The sequence below is a fragment of the Streptomyces sp. UNOC14_S4 genome (assembly GCF_020740835.1).
Lineage (GTDB): Bacteria > Actinomycetota > Actinomycetes > Streptomycetales > Streptomycetaceae > Streptomyces.
In genome coordinates this window covers 1-17211 of the sequence record NZ_JAINFC010000121.1, presented here as the reverse complement: position 1 = coordinate 17211, position 17211 = coordinate 1, and the positions used below count along the sequence as shown (strand labels likewise).

Below are 17211 nucleotides of genomic sequence, written 5' to 3'. Positions count from 1 at the left end.
GGTCGGGTCGGGGGAGGGCGGTGAGGCTCCTGTGCCCCGGGAGTCGGGGATGACGAGGCGGTGGCGGGCGTCGAGGCCGCCCAGGTCGCCGAGGTAGGCGGCGTCCCGGCCCGGGCCGCCCGCCAGGCAGATCACGGTCGTGGGCGCGCCGTCCCCCTCCCGCTCCCGCGGTCCCAGCGTGCGGTAGGCGAGCTCCATCCAGTCATTCGACATGTAATGCGGCATAAGGGCACTTTGCCCGAGTGGTCCGGTGATCCAAAAGGGACTCCCCGCTCACTCCCGTGCTACCCCAAATTCCGCTTATGATTCCGGCGTGTTCGACACCCGGCACCTCAAGACGTTCCACGCGGTGGTCACGGCCGGGTCGTACTCCGCGGCGGCCCGCGTGCTCGGCTACACCCAGCCCGCGATCACCCAGCAGATCAAGGCGCTCGAACGGGCCGTGGGCACCCCGCTCTTCGTACGCGTCGGCCGCCGGATGCGGCTGACCGAGGCCGGAGAGGCGCTCACCCGGCACGCCGAGACCATCCTCGACAGCCTCACCGCCGCCCAGCAGCAGATGAGCTCGCTCACCCGGCTCCGCGCCGGGCGGGTCCGCGTCTGCGCCTTCCCCAGCGCCAGCGCCACCCTCGTGCCGGAGGCCCTCGCCGGGCTGGCCGCCGGGCACCCCGCCGTACGGGTCGAGCTGCTGGAGGGCGAGCCGCCGGACTCGATCCGCCGCCTGGTGCGCGGCGAGTGCGACATCACCCTCGCCTTCACCTATCCCGGCCTGCACGAACACATCCCGGACGAGGTCGTCGAGATACCGCTGATGGAGGACCAGCTGACGGTGCTGATGCCCACCGGGCATCCGCTCGCCCGGCGCCGGGCCGTCAAACTCGCCGATCTGGCCGGGGAGCGCTGGATCGCCGGCTGCCTGCGCTGCCGCACCAACTTCCTGCACGAGTGCGCCGAGCTCGGCTTCGCCCCGGACATCGCCTTCACCACCGACGACAACCTGGTCGTCCAGTCCCTCGTCGCCGAGGGGCTCGGCGTGGCCATGATGCCGGGGCTCGTCCTGTCGTTCCTGCGGCACGACAAGATCACGGGGCGGGCTCTCGACCCGGCCTCGCGGCGGCAGGTCTCGGCGTATGTGCTGCGGGAGCATTTGCGGATTCCGGCGACGGTGCTTGTTCTTGACGAGCTGAAAGGGGTTGCCGCCCGGCGCGTTGGTTGCTGACCGGGGGCTGCGCCCCCGGACCCCCGCTGCGCCTAATGGGGTGCGTCTTGCGCTGCGTGCGCGGCTGCCCGTTGTGCGTGGCTGGTCGCGCAGTTCCCCGCGCCCCTGACGGGGCCACGTATAAGCCCACGCTGTACTCCCGTCAACGAACTGTCGTTGGACCGAGGGAATCCGGCCGTCGACGCTCAAGGCATGACCACTCCCACCGCAACCCCCACGGCCACCACCGCGCGTGTCGCCCGGCTGGTCGTCGACGTACGGGAGGCGGTGGGCCGTGGCCTGCCGCCCGACACGACGGCCTACCTCGTCGGCGAACGGCTCGCGGCCCACCTCGGCGCCCCCGATCTGCTCACCGCCGAGCAGCGCGAGGGCGACCCCGACCGCTACCGGCAGCACCTGCTGCACGCCGAGCACGACGGCAGCTTCTCGATCGTCGCGCTCGTCTGGCTCCCCGGCCAGCAGACGGCCATCCACGACCACGTCTCCTGGTGCGTCACCGGAGTCCACGAGGGCACCGAGAGCGAGCGCCGCTACCGGCTCGTCCCCGACGGCACCACCGCCCGCCTCGTCGCGACCGAGGATGTCGTCAACGCCCAGGGCGACGTCTGCGGGTTCGCCCCGCCCGGCGACATCCACCGCGTGCGCAACTCCTGTACCTCCACCGCGATCTCGATCCACATCTACGGCGCGGACGTCTCCCGGCTCGGCAGCAGCGTCCGCCGGGTCTACGACCTCCCGGCCGAAGAAATCCGATGACACCCCGATGACACTGCTCCCTTCTCTTTCACCGTCGGCCGCCGCCCGGGCGTCGGCCGCCTCCAAGAAGTCCTGGCACCCCGGGATCCCCGGGCTCGCCATGGCCGTCGCCGGGGTCGCCGCCGCCTGGGCGGTCCACCGGCTCGTACCCGCCGTCCCCATGCTCACCGCCTCCGTCGTGCTCGGCGTCGCGGCGGCGCACGCCCCCGGCGTACGGACCTGGGTACGCGGCGCCTGCCGGCCCGGGCTCAGCCTCGCGGGCAAGCGGCTCATGCGCGTCGGCATCGTGCTGCTCGGGCTCAAGCTCAGCGCCGGTGACGTGCTCGGGCTCGGCTGGGCCACCGTCGCCATGGTCGTCGCCGTGGTCGCGGCCACCTTCTCCGGCACGCTGTGGCTCGGGCGGCGGCTCGGGCTGCGCGGCGACCAGCCGCTGCTGATCGCCACCGGCTACTCCATCTGCGGCGCCTCCGCGATCGGCGCCGTCAGCGAGGTCTCGGGCAGCGACGAGGAGGACGTCGCGACGTCCGTGGCCCTGGTCACGCTCTGCGGCACCCTCGCCATCGCCGTACTGCCGCTGCTCCACCACCCGCTCGGACTGGACGACGCCCAGTTCGGCCGCTGGGTCGGGGCGGGCGTGCACGACGTCGGACAGGTCGTCGCCACCGCGCAGACCGCGGGCCCCGAGGCGCTCACCGACGCCGTCCTCGTCAAGCTGATGCGCGTGGCCCTGCTCGCCCCGCTCGTCGCGGCGGTCGCGGTCACGCTCCGCCGCAGGCGCGCCCACGACCCCGAGGCGCCGGGCACCGGCAAGCGGCCCCCGCTCGTCCCGCTCTTCGTCCTCGGCTTCCTCGCCATGGTCGGCGTACGCACCACCGGATGGGTGCCGGACAGCGCGCCCGGCCTCGCCCAGCACGCGCAGGAACTCCTGCTCGCCGCCGCCCTCTTCGGCCTCGGCAGCGCCGTCCACCTGCCCACGCTCGTCCGCACCGGCGGACGCGTCGCGGCGCTCGGGCTGTGCTCGTGGGTCGTGATCGCGGGAGCGTCGTACGGGGGCGTGCTGCTCACGACGTGAGCCCCACACGCAGCGGTATGGGGTCCGGCGATCACCGCCGGGCCCCTTCCTCGTATGAGTTCTCCGTATGCGTGGGACGCGGGACCTCGGACGTAGTCCCGCCTCGTCCCGATGATGTTGCTCCCCTAGGACTGAAGTCCCAGCCGATCTGGTTCTCTCGCCAGGGGTCAAACTACGTTTCGGTTCTTACGCTGAGGCCATGACCGCTCTCGAATCCATAGCCACCGGTGACGTACCGGAAAGTCAGCAGGGCGTACTCGGCCGCTCCTACCGGGCGTTGACGCTCGGCATCGTCTCCGTCGTCTCCCTCATCGCCTTCGAGGCGAGCGCGGTCAACACCGCGATGCCCGTCGCGGCCCGCGCCCTCGACGGCATCGGGCTCTACGCCTTCTCCTTCTCCGCCTTCTTCACGGCGAGCCTCTTCGCGATGACCCTGTCGGGGGAGTGGTGCGACCGCAAGGGGCCGCTGGCGCCGCTGTTCACCGGGATCGCCGCCTTCGGCGCCGGGCTCGTCGTCTCCGGGAGCGCGCAGCGGATGTGGATGTTCGTCGCGGGCCGCGGCGTCCAGGGCATCGGCGGCGGCCTCGTCCTCGTCGCGCTGTACGTGCTGGTGGGGCGCGCCTACCCGGAGCGGCTGCGGCCCGCGGTCATGGCCGCCTTCTCCGCCGCCTGGGTCGTCCCCGTGATCATCGGCCCGCTCGCCGCGGGCACCGTCACCGAGCAGCTCGGCTGGCGCTGGGTCTTCCTGGCCATCCCCGTGCTCATCGTCCCGCCGCTCCTGGTGATGCTCCCCGCGCTGCGCAAGCTGCCCCCCGGCGAGCACACCGCGGCCATGGACCGCCGCCGCATCCTGCTCGCCCTCGCCGTCGCCGCCGGTGCCGGGCTGCTCCAGTACGCCGGGCAGGACCTGCGCTGGGTGTCCCTGCTCCCCGCGGCCGCCGGGCTCGCCCTGCTCGCCCCGGCCGTCGTACGGCTGCTGCCGAAGGGCACCTTCCGGGCCGGGCGCGGACTGCCGTCCGTGGTGCTGCTGCGCGGCATCGTGGCGGGCGCGTTCCTCGGCTCCGAGAGTTTCATCCCGCTGATGCTCGTGAGCGACCGCGGCCTGTCCGCCACGATGGCCGGGCTCTCCCTCACCGGCGGCGGCCTCAGCTGGACGCTCGGCTCGTTCACCCAGAGCCGCTCCCGCCTGGTGCCGCACCGCGAGCGCCTCATGGGCCTCGGCACGGCCCTGGTCTCCCTCGCGATCCTGCTGGTGCCCACCGTCCTGGCCGACGGCATGCCCGTATGGATCGTCGCCGTCTCCTGGATCATCGGCGGCTACGGCATGGGCCTGACGATCTCCGGCGGCAGCGTGCTGCTGCTGGGGCTCTCCGAGCCCGGCGAACAGGGCGCGAACTCGGCCGCCCTCCAGATCTCCGACGCGCTCGGCAACATCACCCTCGTCGGCATCGGCGGCGCCGCCTTCGCCGCGCTGGGCGGCGGCTCCGGCACGGCCGCCCACGACTCCCCCTCCGCCGCCGTACCCGCCTCCGCCTTCGCCGTGGTCTTCCTCACCATGGCCGCGGCCGCCCTCGTCGGCACGTACGTCACCACGCGCCTCAAGCCGCGGGCCGGCCTCGCCTGACGCCGGGGAACCCGGGCTTCGGCGGGAGTGTGACCTGAGTCCCACCCCCGGGTGAGGCCGTGGTGCTGTCCCCGAACGGGGCACGGGACGCGGGTAGGCTGACGCGGTTGCCGATCGCCGAGCCAGCCGACCAGCCGACGGAGACCGTGACTACCACCACCGCCAATCACCACCTTTCGCCCGCCTTCCCCGGCAGGGCCCCTTGGGGTACCGCGAACAAGCTGCGCGCGTGGCAGCAGGGCGCCATGGACAAGTACATCCAGGCCCAGCCCCGCGACTTCCTCGCCGTAGCCACCCCGGGCGCCGGAAAGACCACCTTCGCCCTCACCCTCGCCTCGTGGATGCTGCACCACCACGTCGTGCAGCAGGTGACCGTCGTCGCCCCCACCGAGCACCTGAAGAAGCAGTGGGCGGAGGCCGCCGCCCGCGTGGGCATCAAGCTCGACCCCGAGTACAGCGCCGGCCCTCTCGGCCGCGAGTACCACGGCGTCGCCGTCACCTACGCCGGTGTCGGCGTACGGCCCATGCTCCACCGCAACCGCTGTGAGCAGCGCAAGACCCTCGTCATCCTCGACGAGATCCACCACGCCGGTGACTCCCGCTCCTGGGGCGAGGCGTGCCTGGAGGCCTTCGAGCCCGCCACCCGGCGCCTGTGCCTGACCGGAACGCCCTTCCGGTCCGACACCAACCCCATCCCCTTCGTCACCTACGAAGAGGGCAACGACGGCATCCGCCGCTCCTCCGCCGACTACACCTACGGCTACGGCACCGCCCTCGCCGACCACGTCGTGCGGCCGGTGATCTTCCTCTCCTACAGCGGCAACATGCGCTGGCGCACCAAGGCGGGCGACGAGCTGGAGGCCCGCCTCGGCGAGCCGATGACCAAGGACGCGATCTCGCAGGCCTGGCGCACCGCCCTCGACCCGCGCGGCGACTGGATGCCGAACGTGCTGCGCGCCGCCGACCAGCGGCTCACCGAGGTCCGCAAGTCCATCCCCGACGCGGGCGCCCTCGTCATCGCCTCCGACCAGGACTCGGCCCGCGCCTACGCCAAGCTGCTCCGCGAGATCACCGGAGAGGGTGCCACCGTCGTCCTCTCCGACGACTCCGGCGCCTCGCAGCGCATCGACGACTACGCGCACGGCGACTCGCGATGGATGGTCGCCGTCCGCATGGTGTCCGAGGGCGTCGACGTGCCCCGGCTCGCGGTCGGCGTCTACGCCACGACGATCTCCACCCCGCTGTTCTTCGCCCAGGCCGTCGGCCGCTTCGTGCGCTCCCGGCGCCGCGGCGAGACCGCGTCCGTCTTCCTGCCGACCATCCCCACGCTGCTCACCTTCGCGAACGAGATGGAGGCCGAGCGCGACCACGTCCTCGACAAGCCCAAGAAGGAGGGCGAGGAGGATCCGTACGCCGAGTCCGAGAAGGAGATGGACGAGGCGAACAAGGAGCAGGACGAGGACACCGGCGAGCAGGACATGCTGCCCTTCGAGGCGCTGGAGTCCGACGCCGTCTTCGACCGCGTCCTCTTCAACAGCGCCGAGTTCGGCATGCAGGCGCACCCGGGCAGCGAGGAGGAGATGGACTACCTCGGCATCCCCGGCCTGCTGGAGCCCGACCAGGTGCAGCTGCTGCTCCAGAAGCGGCAGGCCCGGCAGATCGCGCACAGCCGCAAGAAGCCGGACGAGGAGGCCGACCTCCTGGAGATGCCCGCCGACCGGCGGCCGGTCGTCACCCACAAGGAGCTCCTCGAACTGCGCAAGCAGCTCAACACGCTCGTCGGGGCGTACGTCCACCAGAGCGGCAAGCCGCACGGTGTCATCCACACCGAGCTCCGCCGCGTCTGCGGCGGCCCCCCTTCCGCCGAGGCCACGGCGGGCCAGCTCAACGAACGCATCCGCAAAGTCCGCGAATGGGCGACCCGCATGAAGTAGGGGACCGGCCGGGGGCTGCCGCGCCCCGTCAGGGGCGCGGGGAACTGCGCGACCGGCCCCCACCGGCCCGCAGCCGCACACCGGGCTCAAGACGCACCCCCGTAGGCGACGGGGTCCGGGGCGGAGCCCCGGGAGGGGACAACGGAGTGCGGCACCGTCCGGATAGTGGGATCCGCCCCCCGATATTCATAAAAAGAATCCGTACCGCCCGGATGTTGGGCAGACTCTTCCGCTGAGCGGACCGGCGGCGCTACCGTGCCGGTCACGCACACGCCCCGTGGCAGCGCCGCCGCGGAGCGCAGCCGGTGCCATGCGACCAAGGCCGGCGGCCTCTCCTCGCGCGCTGCCGGACGGGACCGGCGACGCAACCCCACCGCGACGAGGGCCGCCACTCATCGGAGGAGGGGCGTCGTGACCGCGGAAACCTCGCAGACGCTCGACAGGGGACTACGGGTCCTGAAACTGCTCGCCGACACCGATCACGGGCTGACCGTCACCGAGCTCTCCACCCGGCTCGGCGTCAACCGGACGGTGGTCTATCGACTGCTCGCCACCCTGGAACAGCACGCCCTCGTGCGCCGCGACATCGGCGGCCGCGCACGGGTCGGCCTCGGCGTGCTGCGGCTGGGCCGCCAGGTCCACCCGCTCGTGCGCGAGGCCGCGCTGCCCGCCCTGCGGGCGCTCGCCGAGGACATCGGCGCGACCGCCCACCTGACGCTCGTCGACGGCACCGAGGCGCTCGCGGTCGCCGTCGTCGAGCCGACCTGGACCGACTACCACGTGGCCTACCGCGCCGGGTTCCGACACCCCCTGGACCGCGGCGCGGCGGGCCGGGCCATACTCGCGGCCCGCCGGGGCGAGATCGACAGCCCCGGGTACGCGCTGACGCACGGCGAGCTGGAGGCCGGGGCGAGCGGCGCCGCGGCGCCCCTGCTCGGCGTACTCGGCGTCGAGGGCAGCGTCGGCGTCGTCATGCTCTCGGACTCCGTCCCCGACCGGGTGGGCCCGCGCGTCATGGAGGCGGCGAAGGAGGTGGCGGACGCGCTGCGCTGAGGCCGCGCCGAGGCCGTGTCGAGGCCGTGCCGCGTACGTACCGGCGCGTTTGCCGGGTGCGGGTCCGGGGCGGTGCCCCCGCGTGAACTAGATTCGGTCACATGCCAGCTCCGACTCGCCGTGCCCGCACCCTGGCCGTCTGCGCCGCCCCGTTCGTCGCCCTGCTCGCGGTGGCCGCGTTCGTACCGCTGCCGTTCTCCGTCGCGCAGCCGGGCACGACCGTCAACGTGCTCGGCGCTGACGACGGCAAGGAAGTCATCACCATCAAGGGGGCCGACAGCAGGCGGACCAGCGGCCAGCTGCGGATGACCACCATCGTGGCCACCGGGCCGAAGGTGGACGTGAGCCTGAGCGACGTGATCAGTGGCTGGTTCCGTACGGACCGCGCCGTCATGCCGCGCGACTCCGTCTACCCGGTGGGCGACTCCGAGAAGGAGATCGAGCAGCACAACGTCGCCGAGATGAAGAAGTCGCAGGACTCCGCGTCCCAGGCGGCCCTCCGCTACCTCCACAAGTCGCCCGACCAGGTCAAGGTCGACCTGAACCTGGCCGACATCGGCGGCCCGAGCGCCGGCCTCCTCTTCACCCTCGGCATCATCGACAAGCTCGACGGCGACGGCCGCGGCGGCGACCTCACGGCGGGCCGCACGATCGCGGGCACGGGGACGATCGAGCCGGACGGGACGGTCGGGGCGGTCGGCGGCGTCCCGCTCAAGACGCAGGCGGCCCGGCGGGACGGGGCGACGGTCTTCCTCGTGCCGAAGGGGGAGTGCGGGGACGCTTCCGCGAATCTGCCGAAGGGGTTGCGGCTGGTGCCGGTGGAGAAGCTCGGCGACGCGGTTGCTTCGCTGCGGGCCCTGGCCTCTGGCCAGGACGGCCGGGTGCCTGTCTGCTGATTCCGGGGGCTGCGCCCCGGACCCCGCGCCTACCGGGGGTGCATCTTGCGCTGCGTGCGCGGCTGCGGGCCGGTGGGGGCTTGTCGCGCAGTTCCCCGCGCCCCTGACGGGCACGGTCCCGAGGCCGGTCGCGCCCACGCGGCGGAGCCGCATATCGACAACAGCCCCGCGCCCCTGACGGGGCGCGGCCTTACGGGGCGTCAGCCCTTCTGGATGAAACCCTGTTCCGTCAGCCAGGACTTCGCCACGTCGTGGGGGTCTTCTCCGTCCACGTCCACCCTCGCGTTCAGCGTGCGGGCCACGTCGTTCGTCAAGCGGGCCGTGATGGGGTCCAGCACCTCCCGGATCGCCGGGTACTTGCGGATCGCCTCGCTGTTGATTTCCGGCGCCGCGTTGTAGTTCGGGAAGAACCCGAGATCGTCGTCGAGCACCACCAGGTTCATCGCCTTGATCCGGCCGTCCGTCGTGAAGACCTCGCCGAACGTGCAGGAGCGGCCGCGGGAGACCTGGGTGTAGACGATGCCGCCGTCCATCTTCTGCACACGGCGGGCCGGGACGGACATCCCGTACGTCTTCGCCATGCCGGTCAGCCCGTCGTTGCGGGCGGCGAACTCGCTCTCCACGCACAGGGTCACGGCGGCCGGGTCGCGCTTCGAGAGGCGGGCCACGTCCGAGAGGGTGCGTACCCCGTAGCGCTTCTCGTTCGCGCGGTTGAGGGCCAGCGCGTAGGTGTTGTTGAGGGCGGCGGGGGACAGCCAGGTGAGGCCGTTGCGCACGTCCGCGTCCGCCACGGCCTGCCATTGGGCACGCGGGTCCGCGATCGGCGTGTCGTGACCCAGATAGGTGATCCAGGCGGTGCCGGTGTACTCGTACATCCCGTCCGCGTCACCGGACTTGACCGCCTCGCGGGCGCCGATCGAACCCTGGATGTTGGTGCGGTCCAGGACGTCCGCCCCCGCCGCCTTGAAGGCGAGGCCCATGATCTGGCCGAGGACGATGTTCTCGCTGAAGTTCTTCGAGGCCACCGTCAGCCGGGCGCCCTTGAGCGGCAGGCCCTGGCCGATCGAACCGGGCCGTACGTGGTCGACCATGGGGGAGCCGCTCGTCAGCCCGCACCCGCCGAGCCCGAGCGGCAGCAGCGCGCAGACCGTCGCCGTCACCGTCCTCCAGTGCGCCGCTCCCACCTCAGTCACCCACTTCCAGACCACGTGGCCGCAGCAGGAGTTCGGCCAGCGAGGCCAGCCAGTCCACGAGCAGCGCGAGGGCCACGGTCAGCACCGAACCCAGCACCAGGACCGGCATCCGCTGGTTGGTGATGCCGGAGGCGATCAGGTCGCCCAGCCCGCCGCCCCCGCCGAAGTAGGCGAGCGTCGCCGTGCCCACGTTGAGGACGAGCGCGGTGCGCACCCCCGCGAGGATCAGCGGTACGGCCAGCGGGAGTTCGACCTTGAACAGCACCCCGAGCGGCGACATGCCGATGCCGCGCGCGGCCTCCGCCAGCGTCGGGTCGATGGCCCGCAGGCCCGCCATCGTGTTGGACAGCACGGGCAGCACCGCGTAGACCACGATGCCGACGAGCGCGGCCCGCATCCCGATGCCCAACCAGATCACCAGCAGCGCCAGCAGGCCGATCGCGGGCGTGGCCTGGCCGGTGTTGGCGACGGCCATGACGACGGGCACGGCCGGGCGCAGCCTGCGGCGGGTCAGCAGGACGCCCAGCGGGATCGCGATGACCAGGACCAGGACGGTCGACAGCACCGTGAGGACGACATGCTGCCGCAACCGCAGCCAGACGTTCCCGTCCGCGATCGCGTTGTGCGCGATGGCGTCGAGGTGCGCGCCCCGGAACCACAGCCAGGTGCCGAGCAGCAGGAGGAGCAGGAACGAGGGGAGGACGGTGAGCTTCGCGGGGCCGACGCGGTGGCCTGCGGCCGCGGCCGGGGCCACGGCCGGGGTCGGCTCCCCGGGTTCCTCGGGGTCACGGAAGGCGATCCCATGGACCTCGTGCTCACCAGCGGGCCGTTCCCCTTCGGGGGGCGGCCGGTGCCCGCGCCGTGTCACGGCCGCCTCCGGTGGTACGGCGCCCACCGGGGTGCCTCTTGCGCTCCGCGCGCGGCTGCGGGTGCGTTGTGGCTGGTCGCGCCCACGCGGCGGAGCCGCACGATGAAACACAGCCCCGCGCCCCTGACGGGGCGCGCCGTCGCCGTCGTCCTCACCCCTCCTCCCCCGGTTCGCCGGGCGCGCAGCCCTCCTGCTCCTGGCGGGTCTGCTGGGAGCGCTGTTCCTCCAGGCGGTGCTGGTGCTCGGCCGCGTCGAGGCGGTCCGCCTCCAGGAGTTCGTGGACCGAGTTCATCAGCGTCTCCATGTCGACCACGCCCTCGTACTCGCCGCGCCGTCCGGTCACCGCCACCCGGCCCGCGTTGTCGATGAGGACGGCCTCCAGCGCGTCGCGGAGCGTGGCGTCACGGGTGACCGTGTCGTGCACGAGCGTCCCGGCGCGCGCCAGCGAGCCTTTCGCGCGCATGAGGTCGCCGCGGCGCAGCCACTTGTAGGGGCGGCGGTGCCGGTCGAGGAGCAGCACCTCGTTGGTCGTTCCCGTACGCAGCTGGTCGAAGATGGACTGGAGCGGGTCGTCGATCGTCGCCGTGGGGAACGCGCTCACGCCCACGTCCCGCACCCGGGTGAGGTTGAGCCGTTTGAGTGCCGCGCCCGCGCCGACGAAGCCGGAGACGAAGTCGTCGGCGGGGTTGGTGAGGATGGCCTCGGGGGTGTCGAACTGGGCGATGTGCGAGCGCTCCCGGAGCACCGCGATCCGGTCGCCGAGCTTGATCGCCTCGTCGAAGTCGTGGGTGACGAAGACGATCGTCTTGTGCAGCTCGTGCTGGAGCCGGATCAGCTCGTCCTGGAGGTGGTCGCGGGTGATCGGGTCGACGGCGCCGAAGGGTTCGTCCATCAGGAGGACGGGCGGGTCGGCGGCGAGCGCGCGGGCGACGCCCACGCGCTGCTGCTGGCCGCCGGAGAGCTGACGCGGATAGCGGCCGCGGAACTCGCCCGGGTCCAGGCCCACCAGGTCCAGCATCTCGTCCACGCGGGCGCCGGTGCGGACCTTGGACCAGCCGGTCATGCGGGGGACGAGCGCGATGTTCTGCGCGACGGTCATGTGCGGGAACAGGCCGGACTGCTGGATGGCGTAGCCGATCTTGCGGCGCAGCCTGACCGGGTCCATGCCGGTGACGTCCTCGCCGTCGATCCGGATACGGCCGGAGGTCGGCTCGATCAGCCGGTTGATCATCTTCATGGTGGTGGTCTTGCCGCAGCCGGACGGGCCCACGAAGACCACCAGCTCCCCGGCCCGGATCTCCATGTTCACGCAGTCCACGGCGGGCGCGGAGGAGCCGGGGAAGCGCTTGGTGAGGTTCTCCAGGTGGATGGCGGCGCCCGAGACCCCGTGCGCGGCCGCGGGGCCAGGGGCAGGGCCGGGCGCAGCATCAGGCTCGGGCTCAGGCGCGGGCTCAGGCACGGATCCCCCTCGGAATGGTCAGCCGCCCGATCAGCACGTACGCGGCGTCGAAGAGCAGCGCGAGCACGACGATGCCGAGCGTCCCGGCCAGCACCTGGTTGAGCGCGTTGGCGCTGCCCAGCGAGGAGATCCCGCGGAAGATCTCGTTGCCCAGGCCGGGCCCGGAGGCGTACGCGGCGATCGCGGCGATGCCCATGAGCATCTGGGTGGCGACCCGGATGCCGGTGAGGATCGGCGGCCAGGCCAGCGGCAGCTCGACGCGCAGCAGCCGGGCGGGCCGCGACATGCCAATGCCCTTCGCCGCGTCGACCAGCGAGGGGTCCACCCCGCGCAGCCCCACGATCGCGTTGCGGACGACCGGCAGCAGCCCGTAGAGCACCAGGGCCGTCACGGTCGGCGCCACGCCCAGACCGGTGACGGGGATCAGCAGGCCGATCAGGGCCAGGGAGGGGATCGTCAGCAGCGTCGCGGTCACGGTGACGGCGAGGTCGCCCGCCCAGTCGCTGCGGTAGGTGAGCACGCCGATCGCCACGCCGAGCAGGGTGGCGACGGCCATGCACTGGAGGACGGCGCTGGCGTGCTGGTACGCGTCGGCCAGCAGCTGCTCGTGCCGGCTGCCCAGGTACTCCCAGAAGCTCACCCGGTCACTCCCGTCAGGGCCGGTAAGGGTCCTCCGCCGCCTGCTTCACCAGCGGGATGATCCGCAGCGGAACCGCGTTCTCCATGACGATCGCGGTGGAGGCCCGCACGATGCCATCAAAACCCACAACCCGGTCGATCACACGCTGGAGGTCGGCGTTCGAGCGGGCGACCAGGCGGCAGAGCATGTCGCCGTGGCCGGTCGTGGTGTGCAGCTCCAGCACCTCCGGAACGGTCGCCAGATGGGTCCGTACGTCCGCGCCCTGCCCTTGCTTGATCTCCAGCGTCGCGAAGGCGGTCACCGGATAGCCCAGCGCCGCCGGGTCCACCTCGGGCCCGAACCCCCTGATCACGCCCTGTGCCTGCAGGCGGTCGAGCCTCGCCTGCACCGTACCGCGGGCGACTCCCAGGCGGCGAGAGGCCTCCAGCACGCCGATGCGGGGTTCCTCGGCGAGGAGCTCGATGAGCCTGCCGTCCAAACGATCGATCGCCATGGCCGCCTCCTGATGGTCACCCTGTACAGAACGCCCGGATGCACTGCGCTACCGCTATGCATATTGCCCAGTAAATGCAAGAACTATTGCGCACCTTGTGGATCGGCGGGAACCTGCGGCCATGACTCAGACCACAGAACACACCCTCCACACCGCACGGCAGGACGACCCCTTCCCGGTCAAGGGGATGGACGCCGTGGTCTTCGCGGTCGGCAACGCCAAGCAGGCGGCGCACTACTACGCCACCGCCTTCGGCATGCGGCTCGTCGCCTACTCCGGACCGGAGAACGGCAGCCGGGAGACCGCGAGTTACGTACTGGAGTCCGGCGGCGCCCGCTTCGTCCTCACCTCCGTCATCAAGGCGACCACCGACCGGGGCCGCTTCCTCGCCGGCCACGTGGCCGAGCACGGCGACGGCGTCGTGGACCTCTCCATCGAGGTCCCGGACGCCCGCGCCGCCTACGCGCACGCCGTCGAGCACGGCGCCACCGGGGTGACGGAGCCGCACGAACTGACCGACGAGCACGGCACGGTGGTCCTCGCCACGATCGCCACGTACGGCCAGACCGTCCACACCCTCGTGGACCGGTCCGGCTACACCGGCCCCTACCTCCCCGGCTTCGTCGCCGCCGACCCGATCGTGGACGCCGGTCCCCGCCGCTTCCAGGCCATCGACCACTGCGTCGGCAACGTCGAGCTCGGCAAGATGGACGAGTGGGTCGGCTTCTACAACCGGGTCATGGGCTTCACCAACATGAAGGAGTTCGTGGGCGACGACATCGCCACCGAGTACTCCGCCCTCATGTCCAAGGTCGTCGCGGACGGCACCCGCAAGGTGAAGTTCCCGCTCAACGAGCCCGCGATCGCGAAGAAGAAGTCGCAGATCGACGAGTACCTGGAGTTCTACAACGGCCCCGGCGTGCAGCACATCGCCCTCGCCACGAACGACATCGTCGCCACCGTGCGCGCCATGCGGGCGGCCGGTGTCCAGTTCCTGGACACGCCCGACTCGTACTACGACACGCTGGGGGAGTGGGTCGGCGAGACGCGCGTCCCGCTCGACACCCTGCGCGAGCTGAAGATCCTCGCCGACCGCGACGAGGACGGCTACCTGCTCCAGATCTTCACCAAGCCGGTGCAGGACCGGCCGACGGTCTTCTTCGAGATGATCGAACGGCACGGGTCGATGGGCTTCGGCAAGGGCAACTTCAAGGCGCTCTTCGAGGCGATCGAGAGGGAGCAGGAGAAGCGGGGCAATCTCTGACCGTCAGGGTCACCCCGCCTCACGTGGCACCCACCGGGGGCTTCGCCCCCGGACCCCCGCGCCCCTGACGGGGCGCGACCAGTTACGGGGCGCCCATCGGTGGGGAGGAGCCCTCTTATGGATGATCTCATCGAGGAATTGCGTAAGGGGCTCCCCGCCGACGCCGTGCTCACCGACACCGACGTCACCCGCTCGTACGCCCACGACATGGCCGGCTTCTGCGAGGCCGGCACGCCTGCCGTCGTCGTCCTCCCCCGCACCGTGGAGCACGTCCAGCACATCATGCGCACGGCGACGGCCCACCGCGCCCCGGTCGTCCCGCAGGGCGCCCGTACCGGGCTCTCCGGCGCGGCCAACGCCAGTGACGGCTGCATCGTCCTCTCCCTCGTCAAGATGGATCGCATCCTGGAGATCGACCCGGTCGAGCGGATCGCCGTCGTCGAACCCGGCGTCGTCAACGCCGCACTCTCCCGCGCCGTCGCCGGACACGGCCTCTTCTACCCGCCGGACCCCTCCAGTTGGGAACAGTGCACCATCGGCGGCAACATCGGCACCGCCTCCGGCGGCCTGTGCTGCGTGAAGTACGGCGTGACCGCCGAATACGTCCTCGGCCTCGACGTCGTCCTCGCCGACGGACGGCTGCTGCGGACCGGCCGCCGCACCGCCAAGGGCGTCGCGGGCTACGACCTCACCCGCCTCTTCGTCGGCTCCGAGGGCAGCCTTGGCGTCGTCGTGCAGGCCGTGCTCGCGCTCAAGCCCGCGCCGCCCGAACAGCTCGTGCTCGCCGCCGAGTTCCCCTCCACGGCCGCCGCCTGCGACGCCGTCTGCGAGATCATGGCCCGCGGCCACGCGCCCTCGCTGCTGGAACTGATGGACAGCACCTCCCTCCGGGCCGTCAACTCCTACGCCCGCATGGACCTTCCCGAGAGCACCGAGGCCCTGCTCCTCGCCGCCTTCGACACCCCCGACCCCGCCGCCGACCTCGCGGCCGTCGCCGGGCTGTGCACCGCGGCCGGGGCCACCGAGGTCGTACCCGCCGAGACCCCCGCGGAGTCCGAGCTGCTCCTCCAGGCACGCCGCGTCACCCTGCCCGCCCTGGAGTCGCTCAAGGCCGCCACGATGATCGACGACGTGTGCGTGCCCCGCGGCCGGCTCGCCGCCATGATCGACGGCACCGCCGCCATCGCGGAGAAGCACGGCCTGACCATCGGCGTCTGCGCCCACGCCGGGGACGGCAACACCCACCCGGTCGTGTGCTTCGACCCCGCCGACGAGGACGAGGCCCGCCGCGCCCGGGAGTCCTTCGACGAGATCATGGCCCTGGGCCTCGAACTCGGCGGCACCATCACCGGCGAACACGGCGTCGGCCTCCTCAAGCGAGACTGGCTGGCCAAGGAGCTGGGTCCGGTGGCCATGGAGATCCAACAGGGCATCAAGTCCGTCCTGGACCCCCTGGGCCTCCTCAACCCGGGCAAGGTGCTGTAGGCCAGGGGCGCGGGGAACTGCGCGCCCAGCCAGAACGGACCCGCAGCCGCGCACCAAGCGCAAGAGGCACCCCCATAGGCGCCGGGGTCCGGGGCGAAGCCCCGGTGTCACGCCCCAAGGAGGTGCCGCAACCCCTCCTCCAGACAAAGAAGCTCCGGCTCCGCCCCCGGCGCCACCTCCCGCAGCGTCCGCTCCAGCCACGCCGTCACCGCCCGGTCCGGCACCTCCAGCAGCGCGTCACCGTCCGGCGAGGACAGTGCCATGCACACGACGCTGCGTCCCTCCGCCGTGGTGGGCCACACTCTCACGTCGCCGTGCCCGGCCGGGCGGAAGAGCCCCTCCATCAGCAGCTCGCGGGCGAAGGTCCAGCTGACGGGGGAATCCGACGTGACATGGAAAGTGATGTTGACGGCATAGGGATCGGCCGTGCGGTAGCTCAGCCTGCAGGGGACCGGAACGGTGCGGTCCGGCGCCAGCACCAGGTCGATCTCCAGCTCTCGTTCCACCACGGTGTGCATGAAGTGCGCCCTCTCTGCTGTGCGTTCTCTCGGTGCGTCGGCCCCTCGGAGGCGGGCCCGCACCGGACAGAGCGCGTCGACCCTCACACCATTACGCGACTTCCGCACATCGGCGCATGGACTTCCCCCCGCGGCTGACACGCCATGCCCACCGGTCGCACGTGTGAGTGGTCCCGCCCGCGGGACGGCCGCAGAGGAGAGAGCCGTCTGGTAGACCTGTCTGCAGCGCCCCGGGTTGCCTTTTGTGCATTGAGGTCACGAGGTACCGGAGCCGCGCACCGGACGTGACGCGCGTGCGGCAGACTGAGGGTCCGCCAGCCGCCCACCGACACGACACCCAGTACGGCCGACAGATACGGGACATCGGACACCATGAGCGCTCCTCTCTCAGGATCCGCCGACAGCAGCCCCGTCCAGGGCTTCTATCCGGACCCGTCCATCCCTGGCTACATCCGCTACTGGAGCGGCACCGCCTGGGTGCCCGGGACCAGTCGGCCCGCGCCCGCCGAGGGGGAGCCGCTGCCCGCGCCGCCCGTCGGCTACCCCAAGGCACCCGCTCCCACGCCGGTCGCGCCCGCGCGTCCCGTCGAGCCGCGGCGGCAGACCGCCGCGGGTGGGGCGCTGCCGGAGGAGACCGGGCCGATGTTCCTGGACCAGGAGCCCGCGCCGCGGGAGGCCCGTGCGCACACCACGGGCCCGCAGGGGGGCCACCGGGCGCCCTGGGACGAGGCCAGCGG

Annotated in this window: 17 protein-coding genes; 10 read left to right on the top strand and 7 right to left on the bottom strand. The window is 72.0% G+C overall.

Annotated elements, in window-relative coordinates:
* Positions 1-213: alpha/beta fold hydrolase (locus tag K6I34_RS13805; protein ID WP_374230916.1), on the bottom strand; the 213-nt coding region annotated here is incomplete at its 3' end.
* A 100-nt stretch (positions 214-313) separates the two neighbouring features.
* On the opposite strand from K6I34_RS13805, the gene K6I34_RS13800 reads away from it, so the two are divergent.
* The 7 genes from K6I34_RS13800 to K6I34_RS13770 all read left to right on the top strand — a co-directional run bounded on the left by K6I34_RS13800 (position 314) and on the right by K6I34_RS13770 (position 8554).
* Positions 314-1219, top strand: a complete 906-nt coding sequence (locus tag K6I34_RS13800) for a LysR family transcriptional regulator (RefSeq protein WP_229325780.1) — start codon at positions 314-316, stop codon at positions 1217-1219.
* A gap of 192 nt (positions 1220-1411) precedes the next feature.
* Positions 1412-1975, top strand: coding sequence for a cysteine dioxygenase family protein (locus K6I34_RS13795; protein WP_229325778.1), 564 nt, complete (start codon positions 1412-1414; stop codon positions 1973-1975).
* A 100-nt stretch (positions 1976-2075) separates the two neighbouring features.
* The gene (locus tag K6I34_RS13790) at positions 2076-3047 is read left to right on the top strand and encodes a YeiH family protein (RefSeq protein ID WP_229325787.1); all 972 of its coding nucleotides are present in this window, start codon (positions 2076-2078) and stop codon (positions 3045-3047) included.
* A 199-nt stretch (positions 3048-3246) separates the two neighbouring features.
* A complete protein-coding gene (locus K6I34_RS13785) occupies positions 3247-4671 on the top strand; it encodes an MFS transporter (RefSeq protein ID WP_229325776.1) in 1425 nt (474 codons plus the stop codon).
* Positions 4672-4817: 146 nt separating this feature from the next.
* On the top strand, positions 4818-6605 hold the full coding sequence (locus tag K6I34_RS13780; RefSeq protein ID WP_229325774.1) for a DEAD/DEAH box helicase: 1788 nt from the start codon (positions 4818-4820) through the stop codon (positions 6603-6605).
* Positions 6606-7016: 411 nt separating this feature from the next.
* On the top strand, positions 7017-7658 hold the full coding sequence (locus K6I34_RS13775; protein ID WP_229325772.1) for an IclR family transcriptional regulator: 642 nt from the start codon (positions 7017-7019) through the stop codon (positions 7656-7658).
* A 101-nt stretch (positions 7659-7759) separates the two neighbouring features.
* Entirely contained in the window at positions 7760-8554 is a 795-nt protein-coding gene (locus K6I34_RS13770; RefSeq protein WP_229325770.1) for a PDZ domain-containing protein, read from the top strand.
* Between the two features lie 200 nt (positions 8555-8754).
* Here the strand turns inward: K6I34_RS13770 and K6I34_RS13765 are convergent, their stop codons facing one another.
* From K6I34_RS13765 to K6I34_RS13745, 5 genes are all read right to left on the bottom strand, one after another.
* Positions 8755-9645 (bottom strand): glycine betaine ABC transporter substrate-binding protein, encoded by an 891-nt coding sequence (locus tag K6I34_RS13765; RefSeq protein WP_229325786.1) that lies wholly within the window; start codon positions 9643-9645, stop codon positions 8755-8757.
* A gap of 94 nt (positions 9646-9739) precedes the next feature.
* Positions 9740-10615, bottom strand: coding sequence for an ABC transporter permease (locus tag K6I34_RS13760; protein WP_229325784.1), 876 nt, complete (start codon positions 10613-10615; stop codon positions 9740-9742).
* 151 nt (positions 10616-10766) lie between these two features.
* The gene (locus K6I34_RS13755; RefSeq protein ID WP_374230915.1) at positions 10767-12074 is read right to left on the bottom strand and encodes an ABC transporter ATP-binding protein; all 1308 of its coding nucleotides are present in this window, start codon (positions 12072-12074) and stop codon (positions 10767-10769) included.
* Positions 12067-12714 (bottom strand): ABC transporter permease, encoded by a 648-nt coding sequence (locus K6I34_RS13750; RefSeq protein ID WP_229325768.1) that lies wholly within the window; start codon positions 12712-12714, stop codon positions 12067-12069. Before K6I34_RS13750 ends, K6I34_RS13755 begins: the two co-directional genes overlap by 8 nt.
* A 13-nt stretch (positions 12715-12727) precedes the next feature.
* Entirely contained in the window at positions 12728-13207 is a 480-nt protein-coding gene (locus K6I34_RS13745; protein WP_229325766.1) for an Lrp/AsnC family transcriptional regulator, read from the bottom strand.
* Positions 13208-13328: 121 nt separating this feature from the next.
* Between K6I34_RS13745 and hppD the strand changes: the two genes are divergently transcribed.
* Together hppD and K6I34_RS13735 are read left to right on the top strand one after the other, a co-directional pair.
* Positions 13329-14471, top strand: coding sequence for a 4-hydroxyphenylpyruvate dioxygenase (gene hppD / locus K6I34_RS13740; protein ID WP_229325764.1), 1143 nt, complete (start codon positions 13329-13331; stop codon positions 14469-14471).
* 117 nt (positions 14472-14588) lie between these two features.
* Positions 14589-15956, top strand: a complete 1368-nt coding sequence (locus K6I34_RS13735) for an FAD-binding oxidoreductase (protein WP_229325762.1) — start codon at positions 14589-14591, stop codon at positions 15954-15956.
* Positions 15957-16063: 107 nt separating this feature from the next.
* On the opposite strand, the gene K6I34_RS13730 is transcribed toward K6I34_RS13735, so the two are convergent.
* Positions 16064-16474 (bottom strand): SsgA family sporulation/cell division regulator, encoded by a 411-nt coding sequence (locus K6I34_RS13730; RefSeq protein WP_229325760.1) that lies wholly within the window; start codon positions 16472-16474, stop codon positions 16064-16066.
* Between the two features lie 372 nt (positions 16475-16846).
* Between K6I34_RS13730 and K6I34_RS13725 the strand changes: the two genes are divergently transcribed.
* Positions 16847-17211: DUF2510 domain-containing protein (locus tag K6I34_RS13725; protein ID WP_229325758.1), on the top strand; the 365-nt coding region annotated here is incomplete at its 3' end.

Bases quoted from the DNA above. Each gene is read 5' to 3' on its own strand.
- K6I34_RS13795 (WP_229325778.1), top strand. From the start codon at position 1,412: ATGACCACTCCCACCGCAACCCCCACGGCCACCACCGCGCGTGTCGCC.
- K6I34_RS13790 (WP_229325787.1), top strand. From the start codon at position 2,076: ATGGCCGTCGCCGGGGTCGCCGCCGCCTGGGCGGTCCACCGGCTCGTA.
- K6I34_RS13785 (WP_229325776.1), top strand. From the start codon at position 3,247: ATGACCGCTCTCGAATCCATAGCCACCGGTGACGTACCGGAAAGTCAG.
- K6I34_RS13770 (WP_229325770.1), top strand. From the start codon at position 7,760: ATGCCAGCTCCGACTCGCCGTGCCCGCACCCTGGCCGTCTGCGCCGCC.
- K6I34_RS13765 (WP_229325786.1), bottom strand. From the start codon at position 9,645: ATGGTCGACCACGTACGGCCCGGTTCGATCGGCCAGGGCCTGCCGCTC.
- K6I34_RS13745 (WP_229325766.1), bottom strand. From the start codon at position 13,207: ATGGCGATCGATCGTTTGGACGGCAGGCTCATCGAGCTCCTCGCCGAG.
- hppD (WP_229325764.1), top strand. From the start codon at position 13,329: ATGACTCAGACCACAGAACACACCCTCCACACCGCACGGCAGGACGAC.
- K6I34_RS13735 (WP_229325762.1), top strand. From the start codon at position 14,589: ATGGATGATCTCATCGAGGAATTGCGTAAGGGGCTCCCCGCCGACGCC.
- K6I34_RS13730 (WP_229325760.1), bottom strand. From the start codon at position 16,474: ATGCACACCGTGGTGGAACGAGAGCTGGAGATCGACCTGGTGCTGGCG.